We start from the raw sequence: 21912 nt of genomic DNA, 5'->3' as shown, positions 1-21912 counted from the left end.
TTGTCTATATTACCAAACTTCTCCTCCTCTGTCAACCGCTTTCTTTTATCTTTTTCTCACTTTTTTGTAACCCGAAAAACAGATACAGGATCATACCCGTCAGATTGAACAGGGCAAAGAAGAAATACACGCCTCCGGGCCCAAAGCGATCCAGTACCGCTCCCCCGATCAGCTGACAGACAATCGCGCTGCCGTTGCTGCCCAGAGCGTAATAAACGGCCACCGCCATTCCTTCATGCCCCGGCGGAGCCAATTGGTTCACATACCTTACGAATTCCACAAGAATGATGCCGTTGACCGCGCCCTGCATAAAAAACAGAACCGCCAGCACAATATAGGAAGGCTCCAGACTGTAGATGAAAAAACGAATTACTGAAACAGCAATTGCTCCCAGGATTGTCTTTTCTAAGGAAAATCGGTCAGCCAGCCTGGCGGACCATTGCATGAAAGGCGCTTCACTGCCCACCATAAGGAGCATAACTGTGCCTACGCCGGCGATAGTCCCCCCGCCCTCTATATATAGGAAACTAAAGTATGTATTGTTTGCTACATTTGTACCGCCCACAAAAAACGTACAGAGAATCAGCTGCATCAGCCGTTTATCCTGCAGCAGTTTTAAATAGCTGCCCTTTTTCTTTTTTTCATTGGCCGGCCGGGATGCGCGTCCACGTCCTGACATGAGCAGCAGAAACAGTGCTGCCAGGAAAAAGCTTCCGCTGTACAGCCAAAATATAACTTCCAGCCCGGCAGCGGCAGCCAGTCTTCCTGAACCGAAAACGCCCAGAGCAAATCCGACGGCGCCCCATTTTCGGATGCGGCTGAAGGGCAGCTTTTCTTCCAGCGTCAGTGAGTCGGAAAGAGGCATGACCGGAGCCTGAAAGAAATACATGCATCCGTACAGGAGTAAAAACAGCGGATACCATTTTATTCCTAAGAGTATTATTCCAATTATGGCAGCGATTATGCACAAAACCATAATCAGCAAATATTTATTACTGCGCCGGTCATAGACTCTGCCCCAGATCGTTCCCGCAAAGATGGCTGTGCAGGTGCCGGCAGCGGTTACAGTCCCGATCTGCGTTCCTGAAAACCCGATAAAAGCCAGATACTGACCGATCAAAGGCATCAGAACTCCCAGTGCCATATAGGAAAACGTATACAGCAAAGAAAAGTTCGCGTAATTTCTTTTCATTTTTATCATCTCCACTAACTGGGAGTATATCAGAGACCGCTTCTGCGCACAATATCCTTATATACGTTTTACGGAGGTGAATTATTTTGGTAATCATATTAGTTCGTACGGTCATACTGTATCTGATCGTGCTTTTTACCATAAGAGTCATGGGCAAATCAGAACTGTCCAAAATGTCCCCGTTTCAATTAGTCGTTATCTTTATGATTGCGGAACTGGCAGCCATTCCCATCGAATCGTCTACAGCCTCGCTTATTAATGGGGCTATCGCGATTTTCACATTGCTTTTCCTGCAGGTTTTAATCTCGCTCATCTCCATAAAAAGCGAGAAGGCGAAAAATTTTCTTAACGGAAAACCCAGCATTTTGATCGAAAAAGGCGAGATCAATGAAAAGGAGCTGAAAAACCTGCGTATATCGATCAATGATCTGATGGAACAGCTGCGGATCGGCAACGCGCCGTCCCTTTCCGATGTGGAATATGCGGTCATGGAGTCAAACGGCGAACTTTCCATTATTCCCAAAGCAGATAAAAAACCGCTGACCCCCAGCGATATGTCGCTGCCTAAGGAGAAGCAAACCATGCCTCTGATTCTGATCGCGGACGGAGTTTTGTACCGAGAGAACCTGCTTTCACTGGGCTGGAACGAAACTACGCTGAAAAAGCAGCTCAAAGGCCTGAACCTAAAGGAGTATACAGACGTATTTTTCGCTTTCTGCGATGAATCCAAAAAGCTTCACGTCTACGTTTCCAGTCCGGACAAGAGAAAGGCAACGGAGGTGACACCATGCGCAACTTCATAGTTTCCGTTATCTGTCTGGGGCTTTTAATCGGAGCCTGGTGTATCTTTGACAATTATTCCGATACCAGACTGCAAAGCTATATCGACCAGATTGAAACGGCGATCATTCCTGAGGTGGAAGCCAGTGATTGGGACAAAGCCTACGACGATTTCGCGGCAGTCTCCGACAGCTGGCACAAATACAAAAAATCCGCGGCATTTTTTCTCGATACGGATGCGATCAATGAGACAGACTATTCCATCGCCAGAGCAAAATATTATATTAAGGCAAAGGATGATTCAAACTCCACAGGGGAGCTGGCCTGTCTGAAAGAACAGATGACCTTCCTCCATTACAATGAATCGCTTTCGCCGGGAAATATATTCTAAATCAAATTTCCAATTTAAATAGAGCCGGTCCACCGGGAGAATAACACCCGTGGACCGGCTCCTTTGCTTTACATTGCCGTATCTCTTTGATATTTACCGCATCGGTCCTGAAAGGCCCCGATCGCATGTCCCTCATGAAGCAGACGGACAACCTTACATTGATTAGGACAGTCAAAGCAGGGAGTTTCCCGAATTTCCACATCCAGCCTTCCTCTGTCAAAGCCTTTGAATGCAGTTCCTTCCGCATCCTTTCGTTCCAGGGCCAGCAGCGCCGCTCCGTACGCACCCATGATCTTATGCTCCCTTGGCACAAAGATCTCTGTCTCAAGAGCTTCCTCAAAAGCCGCTTTGAGGCCTTGATTCGCCGCCACGCCTCCCTGAAAGCAGATCTTGGGCAGCAGCTTCTTTCCCTGCGCCACATTGGACAGATAGCTGTTTACCAGCGCTCTGCAGACGCCGGCCAGCAGATTTTCTTCCGATACGCCCATCTGCTGCTGGTGAATAATGTCCGACTCCGCAAAGACCGCACAGCGTCCGGCAATGGGAGCAGGATTTTTTCCCCGTAAAGCGGCCTCGCCAAACTTTTCAATGGGGATTCCCATTCGTTCCGCCTGGCGGTCCAGAAAGGAGCCGGTACCCGCAGCACAAACCGTATTCATCGCAAAGTCGGATACCAGGCCTTCTTCCAGCAAAATAAGCTTGGAATCCTGCCCTCCGATCTCAATAACCGTACGGACCTGAGGATCTATTTTGGCTGCTGCCGCCGCATGGGTTGTAATTTCATTTTTGACCACATCGGCTCCTACAAAGGCTCCCGCCAGGCTGCGTCCGCTTCCGGTAACTCCCGCCTTGGCGATCTCTTTCGAATCAAAGGTTTCTCCCAGTTCTCGAAGTCCCCGGGCTATGGCATCCAAAGGCCGCCCTTTCGTTTTCAGGTACAGCTGCTCCTTTATTCCGCAACCCTCATCGATCACCACCAGATCCGTGCTGATTGATCCCACATCAATTCCCAAGAAATACACGTCTTCTCCTTTCCAGCATGTCCACGAACGCTTCAATTCTAGTTTCATATCCCGCAGCCGCCTGCATTTCGTCGAATACCAGGTGAAGAATTTTTTTCCCTTCTTTTTCCTGAATTAAATTGCTGACAGCCTTTGCCACGATTTCCGGCATGCAGCCGGCCGGCATGATCTTTATAATACCGTCCTCCTCAGAATCGCGGATTTCTTTTACCGTTTCCTTTGCGTACCCTCCGATACTATAGGGAAGGTAGACGCGCTTCCTCTGTCTGCCCGGGACCGGAAGTGACGGACGGATCGTATGTGCCATCCACCAACTGATATTGACCGGCCTTTTCACTGAACAGCCCATCAGCATCAGTTGTTCTTCAAGATTCTGGTTGGCGGAGGCTTCAATGGAGGTGTAAATTTCTCCTGTTACCAGGATCTTTACAGGTCTTCGCCGGGAGTTGACGGGAAGCATTTTGACAGCCCGCCTGTATTTTGCCATCGTGCGGCCCGCGGCACGCAGATTCTCCGAAGCTTCCAGCTCTTTTCGCAGAGATCGGAGCATCTTTACGCAGTCTCCGGGGTGCCGGGCATATCCCGCCTGCTCTTTTATCTTTGCCTCCAGCCGGTCCAGCGACAGCATCAGCTGAACACTCCCCGTCAATACGCGGGCAGCCTTCAGTACAGTGGCATTGCTTTCCCGGCCTGCGGTTCCAAGGCGTCTGAGCCATTCTTTGATGCCGATGGCTTTGGGCGTATCCAGCAGAATCCATTCCATGGCATACCCCGCCTGATCCAGAACCTGTTTCAACAGCTCCCCGTATTCTCCCAGCCTGCACGGTCCCATTGTCGCCGGCATGATAACGCACTGCGCTCCCATATCGTAAGCCTCTATGAGATTTCCCGCCATAAATTTAAAAGGCAGGCACATTTCTTCAGGTGAAACGGACTTGCCCTTTTCCAAAGTTTTTCCCGTATTGGCCGGCGGAACGACAACCGGTATACCCAGCTCTTTCAGAGCAAGGGCCGCCGCCAGATAGGCGGGACCTAAATGAGGAAACGTCATCTTCATTGCCGCGACCTCCCTTTCAGGAGCTCCGCAAAGGCTTCCAGCCTCGTGTCAAACCCTGCTTCACCTCGCTGCTCATCCAGCTTCAGCACGAAAAACGGCATACCGTTTAAATTTTTCTTCAGCATTTCCACAGTAAAAGAGTCTGTGCCGCAGGAAAAGGAAGAAAGATAGAGGACTCCGTCAATACCCTTTTTCCGCAGGGCCCGCATACTGCCAAAGTTGTTCACAAAAAAAGACCAGTACGGCTTTTTCATCAGATCCGCATATGCCAGGCCGCTGTCCTTTTCCTGCCGCGTTACCCGTTCCTCCGTCACCACGCCGATATCCATTCGGTGCAGCTTTTCGATCAGGTCCATATTGACAAAGGGATCATATATGTTGTAGCAATGGCCAGCCAGAAAAACTTTATACCGGTATCCTTCCTCATCCAGTCCTCTCTCCGCCATTTCCTGGGACAAAAGCGCATTGAGAAAATTCACTTTGAAATCCAGCCGCCGTATACCCAGTTTTTTGCATTGTTTCCAAAGGGCTTTTTCAAGCTTTTTTCGATCGTCCAGATAAAGAGGTTCTGTAAAAATCAGCTTTTTATCCATTTCCGAAGCCGCTGCGAGATCGGCTGCTCCGGCAACCTTGGGACATATGGACTCCCCGAACTCCGTACGCATGATACGGGGCAGAGCCACTGCGTCGCAGCTGTCCGCCAGCTTTTTCACGTGGCCGCACATCACCTTCACCGGCAGACAGGCTTCGTCCACACAGACCCGGTTTCCCCGTTCCAAAATCTCCTGATCGGTGTCCCCGCTGAATTCCACCTGAATTCCCAGCCCCTGGCAAAAGGACTCCACAAAGGGCTTGTAAGCATAATAAAAGTACGCTTTTGGCACTCCGACACGCATAAAAAAACCTCCCGTCAAACATTCTCAAGGTTATTGTTGACAGAAGGTTTCCATTTTATTCTATGATCTCGTACATGGTAGGCGCATCTTCTTTTCTGCAGGAGTCCAAAATCTTCGTCACCCTCGCAGTCACACTGCTGTTGCCGAACTGGATGCGGATCACGTCTCCCTCTTTTATTTCCGTTCCCGGCTTTGCGGCCTTACCGTTCACCAGAATACGTTCCTGCTCGCACGCCTCCTTTGCTACGGTCCGGCGTTTGATCAGTCTTGAATTTTTAAGAAATTTATCAATCCTCATTCTTCACCTCTAAAAAAAACAGGGCAACTAGCGTTGCCCTTTCATTCTATTTCCTTATTTGTTTACAGCATCCTTGAGTGCTTTGCCTGCCTTGAACACAGGAGCCTTTGATGCGGCAATCTTAATGACTTCACCTGGTTTTCTAGGGTTTCTGCCTTGTCTGGCTTTTCTCTGGCGAGTTTCGAAAGTACCGAATCCGATCAACTGGACCTTTTCCCCTTTTACCAGAGCTTCTTCAACGCTGGAAACGAATGCGTTCACTGCAACTTCCGCGTCTTTCTTTGTAAACCCTGTCTTTTCTGCTACTGCAGCTACCAATTCAGCCTTATTCATCAATAATTCCTCCTTAAAAATAAATTAGTATTGATCAAGCGGTTTGTCCCACTCTGCTTGCTAAAAGCTTTTTTCAAAAAAATAATCTCTAGTAAGTTCCTCCACTCTCTCTGTCGTCTATTGTCCCATTTTTCAATGGTTTTGTCAACAGTTTTGCACCAGTTTGACTAAAAAAAGGGCATTCCTACACGATTGCCGCGCTACTTGATGAATTTATCCAAAACGCGCACCAGTTTATCTCCTTTAGGCATTCTTGCCACTTCCTCTTTGGTAATGGTTTTCGTAACAAAAATCATGACTACGTAAACGACAACCGCAAAGAGAATCGCGATCACGGTGGACAGCCTGCTGCCCGACAGTACGACAAAGAGGATCTTATAGCTGCCCCACGCGCAGAGAGCCATGACTGCGGATGAAATAAACGGTTTTACTGCCGTAGTCATAAAATCAAATCTGGTTCCCGTATATTTGCGTACCGCCATGATGTTCAGAACAGAGGCAATCAGATAAGCGGTAACGGTTCCTGCGGCCGCGCCCAGAATATTGATGGAAGGAATTCCGGTTAAAGTCCAGGTTATAATGATTTTAACCACTACGCCGATAGCCAGGTTGCGGACCGGAATCATCTGTTTTCCCACACCCTGCAGCACACCTGTCAGAGTCTGCACGGTAGAGAGGAATACAACGCCGATGGACATGACCATCAGGCAAGGCGCCGCGCTGATGGCGCTGGCCTGCTGCGTCGGGTAAAGAAGAACCAGGATCGGTTCTGCCAGAGCAAAGAGTCCAAGGGCGCACGGCAATCCCAGTATAACTGCCATTCTCAGGCCTGTCGCAACATTTTCCTGCAGATAGCGGGTATCCTTTTGTTTGAAGGCAGCCGCTACCAGCGGCACCAGACTCATGGCCACAGCCTGGGTCAGCACCTGAGGGAAGTTGATCAGCGATCCTGCGAAAGCGCTCAGCTGGCCGTACATTCCCTTAGCAGTAGTGGCATCCCATCCTGAATCCTGCAGCCGGGTAACTACAATCGTCACATCGACCAGATTGACGATCGGCATAATGGCGGCTCCGATGGTGATCGGAACAGCGATTATAGCGACCTTTTTCAGAATGGACGAACTCGGCTCTCTTCTGCGCATTTTACGCTGGGTGCTGATCCTGCGCTTCAGTTTTCCTTTGCTCAGGGAATAAACGATCAGCATAACCAAAAGACCGCCGATGGCGCCTGCCGCCGCGCCGAGGGTCGCACCCGCCGCACCGGTTTCCTCGGGCTGAAACCTGCTGGCGGCTCCCAGCTCTTTGGCGCTGTGGAAGAAAAAGTACGCCAGGCTCAGTCCCACCGCTACGCGGAATACCTGTTCGATTACCTGGGAAATGGCGGTCGGTTTCATATCCTGCATGCCCTGGAAGTATCCTCTGTAGGAGGCCATAATCGGCACAAAGAGAAGCGCCGGCGAAATGGCCCGCATGGCCAGAGAGGCACCGGGCACATTAACCGCTCGGGCAAAGAAGTCGGCGCCGAAGAAAACAACGACAAAAGAGCCCGCTCCGATGGCCAGCATCAGAAGTCTGGAAACTTTAAAGACCCTGTGCGCTTCTCCAAACTGGCCGAAGCTGACCCGCTCCGACACCATTCTGGAGATTGCCACCGGTATACCGGCCGTCGCTAATATCAGAAAAAAGTTGTATACATAGTACGCCGGGTTATAGTTGGCCATGCCAACTGCCCCGATCATATTCCCCAGGGGTATCCTGAAGATCGCCCCCAATACTTTTACCATCAGGCCGGCCACGGCCAGCACTGCTGCTCCCTGTACAAAGGATTTCTTAGCCATAATTCCTCCTATATCCTAATTACCCCTACAGAGCCTGCAAAATTTTCTTTGTGGCTCTGCCCGCTTCATAAATTGTTTTTTCCAGATCAATCGTGAAATATCTTCCGTTTTCATAAAGGATTTTTCCATCCGCCATAGTCATGATTACATCGCTTCCTGATGCGGAATAGACCACATTGTTGCACAGATCATGGATCGGGTGCATGTGAGGTCCGCTGATGTCCAAAACGATCAGGTCGGCCCTGTATCCCGTTTTAAGCAGGCCGCAGTCGTCTCTCCCCTGAGACAGCGCCCCTGCTCTGGTGGCTGCCTGCAGCGCCTGCGCCGGAGTCACCGCCGTTGGGTCCTTAAGGCGCTCCTTGGCTGCCGTAGCCAGATATTTCATTTCCTCTATAAAGTTCAGGCTGTTGTTGCTGGCGACACTGTCCGTGCCCAGAGAAACTCTGATCCCCTTGTCGAGCAGCTTTGGTACATTGCACACGCCACTGGCCAGCTTCATATTGCTGACCGGATTGGAAGCTACGGTTACGCCTTTTTCCTTGAGGATATCAAAATCCTCGCCTTCAATCCAGACGCAGTGGGCCGCCGTAGCAGGCGTATCAAAGAGCCCCAGCTTGTTGAAATAGGCAGCCGGTGTCATACCGTGCCTCTGCTTGCATTCTTCATGCTCCGTTTGCGTCTCCGAGAGATGTACGTGCATGTTGGCGCCGATGGAGCTTGTGTACTCAGCCATCTGCCGCACCACTTTCGGCGTCGAAGTATATTCGGCATGGATACTCATATCCACTTTGATTCTGCCGTCCGCTCCGTTATGGTGATTTTCATAGAGCGCTTTCATTTCCTTTGCGCCGTCCAGATCAAACAGATCCGAATCGTCAAAACAGGTGATGGACCGGGAAATATTGTTCTTGGCACCGCTTTCTTCAATGGCCTTCACCATGGCTTCCGAAAAGTAATACATATCGGTAGTGGATACGATTCCAAAGCGAATCGATTCCGCCATAGCCAGCATTGTGGCCCAGTAGACCGCCTCGCCTGTCAGCTTTGCTTCAAAGGGAAAGATTTTTTTGTTCAGCCAGTCCTGCAGCGCCAGGTTTTCACCGTAGCCGCGCATCAGCGTCATGGGCGAATGAGCGTGGGTATTGACAAACCCGCTCATCAAAAGCTTTCCTTTTCCGTCATAGACCCGCCCAAAGGCTTTTTTCGGGGCCTCCTTACTAATATAAGTAATCGTCTGTCCATCTATTCCAACATACATATTTTCAGCTGCCTGAAAGTTTTCATCAATGATGGTTATATTGTTAAACAGCATACGCTTGCCTCCTCCTTACGAAGTTTTTTCCAATAGCGGGAACTATTATATCACAAATGGGCGCCAATACCAACCCTGCGATCTCTACATCAACGGAGCTACAAGGCGCAGAACCCTGCCCAGGATCTTTTTCAGGGAATTATACTCGCGGCAGTCCTGCCTGGTTATTTTCTGGCACTTTTTCAGAGTTTCCTGAAAATCCGCCTCGGCATCGGCCACCGCTGCGTTTTTATAGATATAGACCGCATCCTCAAAATGCAGATAGAGACTGCGGAAATCCAGGTTAATGGTCCCCACCACGGCTTTTTCGTCATCGCTGGTAAAGACTTTCGCATGGACAAAACCCGGCGTATATTCATAAATCTGTACGCCTTCGTCAATCAGCTGTCCGTAGTAGGTCCTTGCCAGGAGATAAGCGTAGATCTTGTCAGGAATATGGGGCATCATGATGATGACTTCCACCCCTCTTTTGACCGCATAAGTCAGGGCGGTAATCATTTCTTCATCCAAGATCAGATAAGGCGTCATGATGTGTACATATTTTTTTGCGTTATAGAGGATGTCCATGTAGACCCGCTCTCCCACGTATTCCGTATCGTAAGGGCTGTCGCCGTATGGAATTACATAGCCCTCGCAGGGAAGATCCGGCTCCGGTGTGAAATCATAACGCATATAGTTTTCAGCCGGAGTAGGCGTATTGACCTCACCGATATCCCACATCTGAAGGAACATGAGGGTAAAGCTCCGCACCGCATCGCCGCGCACCATGACGGCCGTATCTTTCCAGTGGCCGAAACGCTGAATTTCGTTGATATATTCATCAGCCAGGTTGACGCCTCCGGTGAAGGCCGTGCGCCCGTCGATGACCAGAACCTTTCTGTGATCCCGATTGTTCTGGTGGGTTGAGAGGAAGGGCCTGATGGGCGCAAAAACTTTGCACTGGATTCCCAGTTCCCGCATTTTCTCCGGATATTTGGGCGGCAGCAGCGAAAGAGAGCAGGTGCCGTCGTACATGAAGCGAACCTCCACCCCTTCCTTAACCTTCTCCGCCAGAATTTCCAGGACCGTATCCCACATAAAACCCTTGTCCACAATGAAATATTCCATAAAGATAAATTCTTTTGCCTGTTTCAGCTGTTTGACCATTTCGCGGAATTTGTCCTCACCCAAAGGAAAATATTTAACCTGTGTGTTTTCATAGGCCGGATAATTGCCGCTGTCATGGATATACCGGGCCAGGCCTGCCGTTTCCGGCGACTCGGTCTCAAGGCGCCGCAGCAGCTCCGGGCTTTGCGCCAGATATGGCCTCTGCGCTTCGAGGGTGCTTTCAATACGGCGGGCAATAAAGAGGGTGCCCGGCTGCACTCTTGTAAAAAGGTAAAAGATCACGCCAAAGAAGGGTGCGAAAAGGATCAGCATAATCCAGGTCAGCTTAAAACTGGCATTCTGTCTGGCATTGAGAATATAGAGCAGAATTACCAGAGAAACGAATCCCAGAATGTAGTTAAAGATAAATATGTATTTATCTAAAAGCGCAAAACCTCCGATCAGAACTGCGATCTGGAAAAGCACCAGCAGAACCAGCAGCGTGGTCCGTCCAAACAATAACTTCCATAAACCTTTAATCTTTCGCATATTGATCTCCAAGCTTGAACATTTTTATTGCTGCGGCTAAATGCAAGCCGCAATTATGCATCTTATAGAATGTTACTATCTCCGCTAATAAATGTCAAAGATTTTAGGCTTATTTTTCTTATACAGGCAGTATATTTCATTTGTTTTGGCAAAGACTATCTTTGAAAAGAAAAGATCATCTACGAAGAAAGGATTATAAGCTATGAAAGCAACAGGAATTGTAAGAAGAATCGACGACCTGGGAAGGGTGGTGATTCCCAAAGAAATAAGAAGGATCCTGCGCATACGCGAAGGCGATCCGCTGGAGATATATACCAGCAGCAATGGGGAGGTGATTCTGAAAAAATATTCTCCCATCAATGAGCTGGGGCAATTCGCCGGAGAATACGCGGAAACAGCTGCTGCTGTTCTGGACAGTACGGTCATCGTTTCCGATACGGATCAGATCGTGGCGGTATCCGGAGGCAGCAAGGCCGAATATATGGATAAAAAAGTGGACTTTGAACTGGATAAAATCATTCAGAGCAAAACCAGTTTCCATAATGAAGCTAAAATCGTTGTTCCGATCCTCGCCCATGGGGACGCTATCGGCTCCATTACGATTCTTCCGAAGCAGAACCGCACACTCAGTGATGTGGAACTCAAGTCGGCGGAGATCGGCGCTTCTTTTCTGGCCAAACAGATGGAGCACTGACGTATCTTGTCTTATACGCAAAACACCACCTTCCTGCAGCAGTCTTGCCTGCTTCGGAACGTGGTGTTTTTTATTTATTTTTTATTTATTTACTCTGGGCCCTGCGTATTGATGCTTTGGATTGTTTTCCCAAAGCTCATCGGCAACCGGCTTCCATTTATCCGCGGCCTGGTTGCATTTCGCACAGAGGCTGTCTACATCCTCAGGGCTCTGCATATCCGTGGAATGGGCGCCGCTCTTCTTTACCATCTCGGCCAGCTTTCCCTTGTTGTCTAAAAGCGGACACGGCCGCAGCATGTTGTCATTGAACGGCTGATTATCATGGTATTGCATGAACAGCGGTCTCTGGTAGGCTTCCAGTAAAGTCGTATCTTTAATATTGCAGTCCGAATAATGGATGAACGCGCAAGGCTCGATATCGCCGTTGGCGTTGATATGCAGGTAGGATCTTCCCCCTGCGATACATCCGCCGACGAATTCGCCGTCGTTCCAGAAATCCATGGTGAAAATTGGCTTCGTGGTTCTGAATTTTCGAATCTGGCGATACATGAACGCTCTCTGCTCCGGTCTTGCCAAAAGATCCGGCTGAGCATCGTTTCCCACCGGCATATAGGTGAAGCACCATGCGAATTTGGCGCCTTTTTCGATCATTGCGTCGAAAAATTCTTCGCTTCCCAGGACCTCGGCATTTCTGCTGGTATAGCAGGTAGAGATACCGAAGGGAAGCTTTCTTGCTCTCAGAATATCCATCGCTTTCATGATGGCCTGATAGGTTCCCTTTCCTCTTCTTTCATCCGTCTCTTTTTCAAAGCCTTCGATACTCATGGCCGGAATAAAGTTTTTCACCCGCAGCATTTCATCGGCAAAGGCTTCATCAATCAGTGTGGCATTGGTAAAGGACAGGAAAGCGCAGTCATCGTGAGTTTCACAAAGATGAATGACATCGTCTTTTCTCACTAAAGGCTCTCCTCCTGTGAAGATGTACATATATGTACCCATTTCCTTACCCTGGCGCACAATGCTGTCCAGCTCTTCAAAGGAAAGGCTCATTTGGTGCCCGTAGTCCGCGGCCCAGCAGCCTACGCAGTGCAGGTTGCAGGCGGATGTGGGATCCAGCAGAATCGCCCATGGTACGTTGCAGTTATATTTTGTCTTTACCTTTAGCTGTTTCTTTGGCCCCAGCATCCCCGCATTGATGATGAAGTTTTCGAAGATCTTTCTTCTGATGCCGTCATCGCAATCCGTCCAGAGGCTTTTGATCAGCTTATACCAATTGTTGTCTTTGTCATCGATGTACTTTTTGATAACTTTGACCTGAGGAGTCAGGCTGTCGCCGCCGATATCATATTTCAGCAGCCAGTCTACGATCTTTGGTATGTTTTGATCCGGGTCTTTATCCACGTAGGATATGACCGTTTTCAGGCCCGCAGCCTGAAGTTTTTCTTTCAGTGATAAGTCAGCCATTGTTATATGTCCCCCCAACATTATATATTTCTTTTATATTATACCACTCTACCATGGTAAATTGCAAGGAATGCGGCGCAGCGCTACAGCAGGGCAAAGAAAAACAGACAGGCTTTGGGGAAAGCTGTCTGTTTTTCTCTCTTCAAACTATTTAATTACTTCGGCAATTGTGTTGGGGCCGCATCCGGCTGCGTTTCCTTCGTCAGTATCCAGATGAATCTCTTTTTCGTGTTTCTCGCCTGCGCGAACCAGCACGTTGTTAAATACCAGACCTCTTTCGCCTTCGATTTTGATGCTTACGATGTCTTTATCTTTCAGGCCTGCTTCTTCCGCCTGCTGCGGGTTCAGGTGCAGGTGGCGCAGTGCGATCATTACGCCGTGGTCCAGCTCAATCTCGCCGCAAGGGCCGATCAGTTTGCATCCCGGAGTTCCTTCCAGCTTGCCGGATTCTCTTACCGGCGCTTTGATTCCGATGGCTCTGGCATCGGTAGCCGCCAGCTCTACCTGAGTCTCCGGTCTTGCCGGTCCCAGCACGCGGATTCCCTTCAGCGTAGCCTTCGGCCCTACGATATCAACCTTTTCCTCGCAGGCAAACTGTCCCGGCTGTACCAGATCCTTAGTCGGAGTCAGTTTGTGGCCTTTTCCGAACAGGATCTCAATATCCTCTTCCTTCAGGTGAAGGTGCTTGTTTGATAAACCAATTTGAACTTTGTAACCCATTTTTTATGTATCTCCTTTTTTATATATTGAACAATTTATATGCATTGCCGTAAATACCATATGCTGAAAGGCACACCGGTCTTTTCAGTCACATTCATTAATTCATTACGGCCTCAGTCTTTTAAAAAGCTGATATATGGCAGGTTGCGGTATCTCTGGTCGAAATCCAGTCCGTAGCCTACGATGAATTTGTCTTCTACTTCAAAGCCTATGTAATCCACATCAATATCCACTCTTCTGCCTTCCGGTTTGTTCAGCAGCGTGCAGATACGAACGCTCTTGGTGTTTCGGTTTTGCAGATAGTGCTTCAAATAATTGAGCGTCGTACCGGAATCCACAATGTCTTCAACGATGATTACATGTTTTCCTTCGATGTCCGAATCCAGGTCCTTGATAATCTTTACGACGCCCGATGACTTAGTAGAAGCTCCATAGCTGCTGACCGCCATAAAATCAATAATCATATCCAGGTCCACATTTTTCATGATGTCGCCCATCCAGAGAACCGCTCCCCGAAGAATTCCGATCAGAACAACTTCTTCACCTTTATAATCCTCCGTGATCTGTGCTCCGATCTGACGCGCTCTCTCATTGATCTGCTCCTGGGTAATCATGATCTCACCAACCACATCTCTTGCCATAACTGTTTACTCCTTTTTGTCCTTGTTCTTATCCTTATCTTTATCTTTGTCTTTGTCCCTGACTTCATATTCTACATCATCTATGACCGTTTTTCCACGATATTTTTTGGAAAGATCGACCTCTTTGCCTCCCAGCCAGTATTTGTCCAGTTCCTCTCTGAGATGCCACAGAATCCACAGCCACAAAATCAGGTCATCGACCCAGGCTATGGGGAAAAGAACCGGCGGAATCAGGTCAACAGGCAGGAACAAATAAATGATACCCGCTATAATCAGCGCCTTTTTCCTTTTGGGCACAGACTTATCCTTCATCATGAAACGAATTGCCTTTATTCTTTTGATGATTACTCTTAACCCAAAAAACTGCATTTAATCCTCCAAAAGAACTTCCATTTCCGAGAGCAGCTCCTCATGCCCGATCTTTTTCAGCGAAGATACCGGAATCACCTTGTCATCCTGAGACAGCTTCAAGGCTGTACGGATCTGCCGAATACATTTCTGCATTTCATTTCTGGATACTTTATCCGCCTTCGTCGCTACCACCAGGCCATCCAGCCCGTAATGGCGCAGGAAATCATACATCTGTACATCCTGCTTGGAAGGCGCATGCCGGATATCCACCAGCTGCACGACTTTAATTAATCCCTGGCGGTTTTCAAAATAGGTTTCCATCATGCTCCCCCAGGTCTCGGAAAGAGACTTGGAAACCTTCGCGTAACCGTAGCCGGGCAGATCGACGATGCGAAAGGTATCATTGATCCGGTAAAAGTTGATCGTCCTGGTTTTGCCCGGACTGCCGCTGACCTTAGCCAGCTTTTTCCGCCCGGTCAGCAGGTTGAGCAGGGAGGACTTGCCCACATTGGAACGCCCCGCAAAGGCGATCTCTTTGAGGTTGTCCTCCGGATACTGGTCTTTTCTGGCCGTTACTGCTTCTAATTCCGCTTTTTTAATAATCATTGTTCGTCCTTTACAAGGGCCTGCTTGAGGGCTTCATCCACGGAATGGATCAATACGAATTCCATCTGTCTGCGGACGTTCTTAGGAATATCCTCGATATCTCTCTCATTTTCCGCAGGCAGAAGAACCTTTTTAATCCCCGCTCTGTGAGCCGCCAGCACTTTTTCACGAATGCCGCCTACCGGTAGGACCTTGCCCCGCAGCGTAATCTCACCGGTCATGGCCACATCTTTTCTCACCGGAGTACCGGTCAGCGTGGAAATGATGGCTGTGCACATCGTCACACCGGCCGACGGGCCGTCCTTGGGAACCGCCCCCTCCGGAATATGAATGTGCAGATCCTGTTCCTTATAGAAATCATGGTCAATTCCCAGATCGTCGGCAATGGAACGGATATAACTGATACCTGCTTTGGCGCTTTCCTGCATCACTTCGCCCAGCTGCCCGGTCAGCACCAGTTTGCCGCTGCCCGGAACCACTGTCGTCTCGATAAATAGAGTGTCTCCGCCAACTACGGTCCATGCCAGACCGGTCGTTACGCCGATCTCCGCTTCACCGGTGATGATGTCATAATGGAAACGCCGCTTCCCGAGATAGCCTTCAAGATTTTTCTCTGTAATGCGGAAATTGGTTTTCTTCCCGCTGACGATTTTCCTGGCCACTTTACGGCAGATGTTGGCAATCTCCCGTTCCAGGTTACGTACGCCGGACTCTCTCGTATAATAATTAATCAGATCTCTCAGCGCTTTCTCTGAAAAATTGATATTTTCTTCCTTTAAGCCGTGTTCTTTTACTTTCTTGGGAATCAGATAGTCCTGTGCGATCTTGACTTTTTCTTCTTCCGTGTAGCCTGCCACGTTGATGACTTCCATTCTGTCCAGCAGCGGTCTTGGAATGGTGTCAATGCTATTGGCGGTAGTGATGAACATTACCTTGGAAAGGTCAAAGGGCACTTCCAGATAATGATCGGTAAAGTCTTTGTTCTGTTCCGGGTCCAGGACTTCCAAAAGTGCCGAAGCCGGGTCTCCTTTAAAGTCCGCCCCGATCTTATCCACCTCGTCAAACAGGAACACCGGGTTTTTGCTGCCGGCTTCCTTGATGGAAGTAATAATGCGTCCGGGAATCGCCCCGATATAGGTCCTTCTGTGTCCGCGGATCTCGGCCTCATCCCGCACGCCGCCGAGGGACATTCTTACAAAATCCCGGTTGATGGCTCTGGCAACGGATTTGGCAATGGAAGTTTTTCCGACTCCCGGAGGGCCTACAAGGCACAGGATCGGGCCTTTGAGGCTCTTGGAAAGCTGAATGACAGCCAGGTATTCCAGAACTCTTTCCTTGACCTTTTCCAGTCCGTGATGGTCTTCATTGAGGATCTTTTCAGCTTTGGAGAGATCAATGTTTCCCTTCTTCTCCTTATGCCACGGCAGACCCAGTATCGTCTCGATATAGGTTCTGCTCACCGACGCTTCCGCGCTGGCCGGCTGCATCTTACCGAAACGCTTGATTTCCTTTTCAACTTTTTCATTTATCTTTTTGTCCAGCTTTAGCTTGGCAAGCTGCTCCAGCCAGTCCTCCACTTCGTCTTCCAGGTCCTCGCTGATTCCCAGCTCTTCCTGAATGGCGCGCATCTGCTCCCGCAGATAGTATTCCCGCTGGTTTTTATTCATCTGGGACTTTACTTTTGTGGTGATATCCTGCTCAATATTGAGGATTTCAATTTCTCTGGCCAAAAGTTCATTGAGCTTTTCCAGTCTCTCATCAACATCGAAGGTTTCCAGCAAAGCCTGTTTATCTTCAATCTTGATATCCAGGTGGGAGCCGATCAGATCGGCAAAGCGTCCCGGCTCTTCAATGCCGGCCACGGTGGGCAGGATCTCCGGAGCCAGTTTTTGATTGACAGCCAGATATTCGTCAAATCCGTTCAAAACAGAACGCATCAGCGCCTCTGTCTTCGGTGTTATCTCTTCCTGCTCTTCGTCTTCGATTTTCGTCACTACGCATTTAAAATACGGTACTTCAAAAACAACCTCGTCGATTCTTCCTCTGCATATTCCTTCCACCAGAACCCTGATGGAATCTCCCGGCAGTTTGAGCATCTGTTTGATCTTTCCGATAGTTCCCACATGGTAGAAATCTTCCGGTGTCGGAAGATCTGTGTTTTCATCCTTCTGTGCGGCCAGGAAAATGTATTGGTTCATCACCATGGCCTTTTCCAGAGCATTGATGGATTTTTCTCTTCCGATATCAAAATGGAGCACCATGTTCGGAAAAACAGACAGGCCCCGCAGAGGAATCATTGGCAATGTCAGCACTTTTTCATCTTCAATGTTCATCTCTTCTTTGCCGATTTCTTCTCTTATATTGGTTTCTTCTGTCATATTCTGTCCTCCTGATAGTAATGAAAATATCGCGTTGGATCAGGTAAAGGCGATATTTTCATATGATAAGCAGGGCGACTTATCAGCAAGCCGCCCCTTTTTTATGCAGTCTCATCGTGCGCCTTTGCTTTGCTTTGATCGATCAGCAGCAGTTTTGGCTCGATTTCGTCATCTATAGTCTCTTTGGTAATAATGCATTTCTCTACGTCCCCTCTCGACGGAATCTCGTACATAATGTCGGTCATGACATTTTCGAGAATTCCCCGAAGGCCGCGGGCACCTGTTTTTCTTTCAATGGCTTTTTCCGCGATGCGTTCGATCGCTTCTTCTTCGATCTCCAGTTCCACGTCATCCATGGCAAACAGCTTTTTATACTGCTTGAGCAAAGCGTTCTTCGGCTCCGTGATGATCTGTACCAGAGCGTCCTTTGACAGCTCTTCCAGAGTCACGATAACCGGCAGACGACCGATAAATTCCGGGATCAGCCCGTATTTCAAAAGGTCTTCCGGCTGGATGTGCTTGAGAATCTCCGATTCTTCGATCAGACTTTCCTTGATTTTGGAGTTGAAACCGATGGTCTTTTCTCCCATTCTCCGCTGGATTACTTTGTCCAGTCCGTCGAAGGCACCGCCGCAGATGAACAGTACATTGGTGGTATCAAACTGCAGGAATTCCTGATGCGGGTGCTTTCTTCCGCCCTGGGGCGGCACACTGGCAACCGTGCCTTCCAGGATCTTCAGCAGCGCCTGTTGTACTCCTTCACCGCTGACATCTCTTGTGATGGAAGGATTGTCGGATTTTCTTGCGATCTTATCGATCTCATCCACATAGATGATGCCCTTTTGTGCTTTTTCTATATCGTAATCTGCCGCCTGAATCAGCTTGAGCAGAATGTTCTCTACGTCTTCGCCCACGTATCCGGCCTCTGTCAGCGCCGTAGCATCGGCGATGGCAAAAGGTACGTTGAGGATTTTGGCTAAGGTCTGCGCCAGCAGCGTCTTGCCGGAGCCGGTTGGCCCGATCATGACGATGTTGCTCTTCTGCAGCTCTACGTCATCCCCTGAGTTTTTAACATTGTTGATTCTTTTATAATGGTTGTATACGGCTACGGCCAGCGCTTTTTTTGCTCCGTCCTGTCCGATTACATAATCGCCCAGAATCTCTGAGATCTCCATAGGCTTGGGTAGCCGATAGCTGTCGCCTGCCACCGCATGCTTTTCACTGGCACGCTCTTCGTCCGCTATGATGTCCTGGCAAAGGCCTACACATTCATTGCAGATATATACTCCCGAGCCGCTGATGAGACGTTTCACCTGGCTCTGCGGTTTCCCGCAGAAGGAGCATTTTAATTCTCTGTTTTCATCATATTTTGTCATGAATTATTTCCCCCTGTTATCTGGACTTGCTTATATGATCGATCAGCCCGTAATTCAAAGCCTCATCCGCGCTCATAAAGTTATCCCTGTCCGTATCTTTTTCAATACGGGAAAGGTCCTGCCCCGTATTCTGGCTGAGAATCCGATTGAGTTTTTCTCTCGTTTTCAGAATCCATTCAGCGTGTATCTTAATATCCTCCGCCTGACCGTTTACCCCGCCCAGCGGCTGGTGGATCATAATTTCCGCATTTGGAAGTGCGTATCGCTTGCCTTTCTGGCCTGATGACAGCAGGAACGCTCCCATACTGGCTGCCATTCCGATACAAATTGTAGAAACATCTGGTTTGATATACTGCATCGTATCGTAAATCGCCATGCCTGCCGTAACCGATCCGCCGGGGCTGTTGATATAGATACTGATGTCTTTATCCGGATCTTCCGCCTCGAGGAATAATAGTTGTGCCACGACTAAGCTGGCCAAATGTTCATCAATCTGTTCACCTATGAAAATAATCCTGTCTTTTAAAAGTCTGGAATAAATATCATAGGATCTCTCTCCTCTGCTCGTCTGTTCAATTACATAAGGAACTAATGCCATTGCGTAAAATCCTCGCTTTCTTCTTTTCATAATGAGAATGAAAAGTCTGTGAGCAGACTTTCCACTTCTCATTATCATTATTCACTGTTTTTCTATGCTTCAAACATATTTTATTTAATTACAGCCTGATCGAACATAAAGTCAACAGCTTTTCTGATTCGAATGTCCTTTTCAATGAATCCCAGATTCTGAACGCCCAGCATTTCTCTGATCTTATCTGCGTCCAGTTTGTACTGAACTGCCATCAGCTCCAGCTCTTTGTTCAGATCTTCTTCGGAAGCCTGAATATTCTCAGCGTCCGCTACGGCGCTCACCAGCATTCTGGTCTTCACCTTCTTGTACGCTTCATCCTTCAGTTCGCCTCTGAATTCCTGCGGGTCTTTGCCCAGGTATTCGAAATACTGTTCCAGACTCATGCCCTGTCCGCGAAGCTGCTGGTCGAATTCGTTCATCATGTTTGTGATCTCGTCTTCTACCATCACCTGCGGGATGTCGATGTCATTGGCCTCATAGACTTTTTCCAGAACCGAGTTCTTCATCTGGCTTTCTGCCTTTGCTGCCGCCGCCTTCTTTAGGTTTTCCTCGGTGTCCTTCTTTAATTCCTCTAATGTATCGCATTCGCTGACATCTTTCGCAAAGTCATCGTTGAGCTCAGGCAGCTCTTCTTCCTTGATCTCATGTACTTTGCACTTGAATACGGCTTCTTTTCCCGCCAGATCTTCGGAATGATACTGTTCGGGGAAAGTTACCTTAACTTCCTTTTCGCTGCCCGGTTCCGCACCGATCAGCTGTTCTTCAAATCCAGGAATGAATGTGTCGGAGCCCAGCTTGAGAGGCTGACGTTCGGCGGTACCGCCTTCAAACTGCGTACCGTCCGCCCATCCTTCGTAGTCGATGAGCACCGTATCGCCTTCTTTGGCCGGTCTTTCCACCAGCACCATTCTTGAATTTCTCTTCTGAAGGTTTTCCAGCTCTTTTTCCACGTCTTCCGCCGTCACTTCATCGCTGACTCTTTCGATCTCAACGCCTTTGTAATCCTTCACTTCAACTTCCGGATATACGGAAACATTGAGATTAACGGTAAAGCCCTGGCCCTTTTCCATCGGTCCGAACTCAGCGGCCGGACGGTCGATGACATCCAGCTTCAGTTCATCGATAGCTTTTGGGTAGTTTTCCGCAAACAGATCATTTACGGCGTCTTCAAAGAAAATACCTTCTCCGTAATGCTTTTCAATGATGCTGCGGGGAGCTTTTCCCTTTCTGAAACCGTCGATTGTAAACTTATGCTTGGAAGCCTGGTAAGCTTTGATCTGCGCTTTTTCGAACTCTTCTGGTGTAAATTCTATCGAGAATTTAACATCGTTTTTTTCTTTTGAGATAAATGTTGCCTTCATTAATTTATATCCTCCTAAATAATCAACACATAGTGCATATTATTATACCTCTTCTCCCTTAAAAAGTAAAGGAAAATCAAAAAAGGAGCCGTTTATCGGCCAAAAACCAGCCCAAACCGTCCCTTTTTCGCTCTTTTATCGTAAAAACAGCTCTTTATCGCTGTCCCAGAAGGACTAACCCTCTGTAAAATTTACTCCGTTTCTCCGATACGACCCCGTATTTTTCCTTTAACAGCTCTCCGACCTCCAGCAGGGGCTCCTGTTCTCCGGAAAACAATTCGACCTCAACTTCACAGATCGGCGTTGACTCTGTCTCCGTTGCGATCTTGCCTCCATCTATGGAGACCTCCATAATCGTATCCTTCGTATCCAGTCGGAACCTGCGCCGTTCGATCTGCATCTCCATGATCGGACGCAGCGGTTTGCCGTCTATGATGCGGATCAAATCCTTACCAATATCGCTCTCTTCAAAGGTAACTGGGTTGGGGTGGATGTTGGTCACCGGAATATTGATCTCTTCTCTCGTGTGGAGGGCACCTTCGTTCCTGCCTCCCCATTTGAGCGAAGCAACCAGTCGGTCGCCTTCACTGCGCACGCGGTAAGCCATATCGTTTCTGCATAGATCAAAGTCGTCCGTATCAAAATAGGTCGCTTTCATGAACACGGTTTCCCTGGTCTGGGGCTCCTCGATCGCTTTCAGTTCTTCATCATCCCAGATCTGCTGCGCGATTTCTTTGCTGTTAATTGCATACTTTAACTCAATTTCCATAAAGATTCCCTTTTTTTCAACTGTTAAACTATTCTGCTGTATCACCTGAAAAGCAAGTACGGATAGCATAATATCATCTTATGCGTATAAATTCAAGTGAAATTTGTTCTCACTGTTGTTAACTTGTGATAATGTCACTATAGGATTCACTTGAGAAAATGTCCCAA

Annotated in this window: 22 protein-coding genes; 3 read left to right on the top strand and 19 right to left on the bottom strand. The window is 48.5% G+C overall.

Annotated features, from left to right (window positions below; all coding sequences use genetic code 11):
• Positions 1-31: 31 nt before the first annotated feature.
• Positions 32-1192, bottom strand: coding sequence for an MFS transporter (locus NE619_RS17010; protein WP_256133674.1), 1161 nt, complete (start codon positions 1190-1192; stop codon positions 32-34).
• Between the two features lie 86 nt (positions 1193-1278).
• Here NE619_RS17010 and NE619_RS17005 point away from each other — a divergent pair, with 86 nt between their 5' ends.
• Together NE619_RS17005 and NE619_RS17000 are read left to right on the top strand one after the other, a co-directional pair.
• A complete protein-coding gene (locus NE619_RS17005) occupies positions 1279-1995 on the top strand; it encodes a DUF421 domain-containing protein (RefSeq protein ID WP_256133673.1) in 717 nt (238 codons plus the stop codon).
• The gene (locus tag NE619_RS17000) at positions 1980-2363 is read left to right on the top strand and encodes a DUF4363 family protein (RefSeq protein WP_256133672.1); all 384 of its coding nucleotides are present in this window, start codon (positions 1980-1982) and stop codon (positions 2361-2363) included. The genes NE619_RS17005 and NE619_RS17000 overlap by 16 nt, the downstream gene beginning before the upstream one ends.
• A 68-nt stretch (positions 2364-2431) precedes the next feature.
• Here NE619_RS17000 and NE619_RS16995 read toward each other — a convergent pair whose 3' ends face one another.
• The 8 genes from NE619_RS16995 to cls form a co-directional block, all read right to left on the bottom strand.
• The gene (locus NE619_RS16995) at positions 2432-3433 is read right to left on the bottom strand and encodes an acyl-CoA dehydratase activase (RefSeq protein WP_305146668.1); all 1002 of its coding nucleotides are present in this window, start codon (positions 3431-3433) and stop codon (positions 2432-2434) included.
• Entirely contained in the window at positions 3366-4442 is a 1077-nt protein-coding gene (locus NE619_RS16990) for a 2-hydroxyglutaryl-CoA dehydratase (RefSeq protein WP_256133671.1), read from the bottom strand. The genes NE619_RS16995 and NE619_RS16990 overlap by 68 nt, the downstream gene beginning before the upstream one ends.
• The gene (locus NE619_RS16985) at positions 4439-5338 is read right to left on the bottom strand and encodes an acyl-CoA dehydratase activase-related protein (protein ID WP_256133670.1); all 900 of its coding nucleotides are present in this window, start codon (positions 5336-5338) and stop codon (positions 4439-4441) included. The genes NE619_RS16990 and NE619_RS16985 overlap by 4 nt, the downstream gene beginning before the upstream one ends.
• 55 nt (positions 5339-5393) lie before the next feature.
• Positions 5394-5636, bottom strand: coding sequence for an RNA-binding S4 domain-containing protein (locus NE619_RS16980; RefSeq protein ID WP_256133669.1), 243 nt, complete (start codon positions 5634-5636; stop codon positions 5394-5396).
• 54 nt (positions 5637-5690) lie between these two features.
• On the bottom strand, positions 5691-5969 hold the full coding sequence (locus tag NE619_RS16975) for an HU family DNA-binding protein (protein WP_148399178.1): 279 nt from the start codon (positions 5967-5969) through the stop codon (positions 5691-5693).
• A 200-nt stretch (positions 5970-6169) separates the two neighbouring features.
• Positions 6170-7807, bottom strand: a complete 1638-nt coding sequence (locus NE619_RS16970) for a putative polysaccharide biosynthesis protein (protein WP_256133667.1) — start codon at positions 7805-7807, stop codon at positions 6170-6172.
• Positions 7808-7832: 25 nt separating this feature from the next.
• Complete coding sequence (locus NE619_RS16965; protein ID WP_256133666.1) at positions 7833-9119, bottom strand: amidohydrolase; 1287 nt, start codon at positions 9117-9119, stop codon at positions 7833-7835.
• An 84-nt stretch (positions 9120-9203) separates the two neighbouring features.
• A complete protein-coding gene (cls, locus tag NE619_RS16960; RefSeq protein ID WP_256133665.1) occupies positions 9204-10754 on the bottom strand; it encodes a cardiolipin synthase in 1551 nt (516 codons plus the stop codon).
• A gap of 202 nt (positions 10755-10956) precedes the next feature.
• Between cls and NE619_RS16955 the strand changes: the two genes are divergently transcribed.
• Complete coding sequence (locus NE619_RS16955) at positions 10957-11448, top strand: stage V sporulation T C-terminal domain-containing protein (protein WP_256133664.1); 492 nt, start codon at positions 10957-10959, stop codon at positions 11446-11448.
• An 81-nt stretch (positions 11449-11529) separates the two neighbouring features.
• Here the strand turns inward: NE619_RS16955 and NE619_RS16950 are convergent, their stop codons facing one another.
• The 10 genes from NE619_RS16950 to NE619_RS16905 form a co-directional block, all read right to left on the bottom strand.
• The gene (locus tag NE619_RS16950; RefSeq protein ID WP_256133661.1) at positions 11530-12912 is read right to left on the bottom strand and encodes a radical SAM protein; all 1383 of its coding nucleotides are present in this window, start codon (positions 12910-12912) and stop codon (positions 11530-11532) included.
• A 147-nt stretch (positions 12913-13059) separates the two neighbouring features.
• Positions 13060-13632 carry a PduL/EutD family phosphate acyltransferase gene (locus NE619_RS16945; RefSeq protein WP_256133659.1) on the bottom strand — a complete coding sequence of 191 codons (573 nt, stop codon included), beginning with the start codon at positions 13630-13632 and terminating at the stop codon, positions 13060-13062.
• A gap of 113 nt (positions 13633-13745) precedes the next feature.
• Positions 13746-14273: a hypoxanthine phosphoribosyltransferase gene (gene hpt, locus NE619_RS16940; protein WP_256133657.1), complete on the bottom strand. Its 528-nt coding sequence runs from the start codon at positions 14271-14273 to the stop codon at positions 13746-13748.
• 6 nt (positions 14274-14279) lie between these two features.
• Positions 14280-14642: a YkvA family protein gene (locus NE619_RS16935; protein ID WP_256133655.1), complete on the bottom strand. Its 363-nt coding sequence runs from the start codon at positions 14640-14642 to the stop codon at positions 14280-14282.
• A complete protein-coding gene (gene yihA, locus NE619_RS16930; protein WP_256133653.1) occupies positions 14643-15230 on the bottom strand; it encodes a ribosome biogenesis GTP-binding protein YihA/YsxC in 588 nt (195 codons plus the stop codon).
• A complete protein-coding gene (gene lon, locus NE619_RS16925; RefSeq protein ID WP_256133675.1) occupies positions 15227-17563 on the bottom strand; it encodes an endopeptidase La in 2337 nt (778 codons plus the stop codon). Before lon ends, yihA begins: the two co-directional genes overlap by 4 nt.
• A 146-nt stretch (positions 17564-17709) precedes the next feature.
• The gene (clpX, locus tag NE619_RS16920) at positions 17710-18984 is read right to left on the bottom strand and encodes an ATP-dependent Clp protease ATP-binding subunit ClpX (RefSeq protein ID WP_256133652.1); all 1275 of its coding nucleotides are present in this window, start codon (positions 18982-18984) and stop codon (positions 17710-17712) included.
• A gap of 16 nt (positions 18985-19000) precedes the next feature.
• Entirely contained in the window at positions 19001-19582 is a 582-nt protein-coding gene (gene clpP / locus NE619_RS16915) for an ATP-dependent Clp endopeptidase proteolytic subunit ClpP (RefSeq protein WP_256133651.1), read from the bottom strand.
• A gap of 110 nt (positions 19583-19692) precedes the next feature.
• On the bottom strand, positions 19693-20976 hold the full coding sequence (gene tig / locus NE619_RS16910; RefSeq protein WP_256133650.1) for a trigger factor: 1284 nt from the start codon (positions 20974-20976) through the stop codon (positions 19693-19695).
• 154 nt (positions 20977-21130) lie between these two features.
• A complete protein-coding gene (locus NE619_RS16905; RefSeq protein WP_256133649.1) occupies positions 21131-21745 on the bottom strand; it encodes a CYTH domain-containing protein in 615 nt (204 codons plus the stop codon).
• Positions 21746-21912 lie beyond the last annotated feature (167 nt).

Origin of the sequence: Anaerovorax odorimutans (assembly GCF_024459955.1) — a bacterium.
GTDB classification, from domain to species: Bacteria; Bacillota; Clostridia; order Peptostreptococcales; family Anaerovoracaceae; genus Hominibacterium; species Hominibacterium odorimutans_A.
This window is presented reverse-complemented; position numbering and strand designations above follow the sequence as displayed.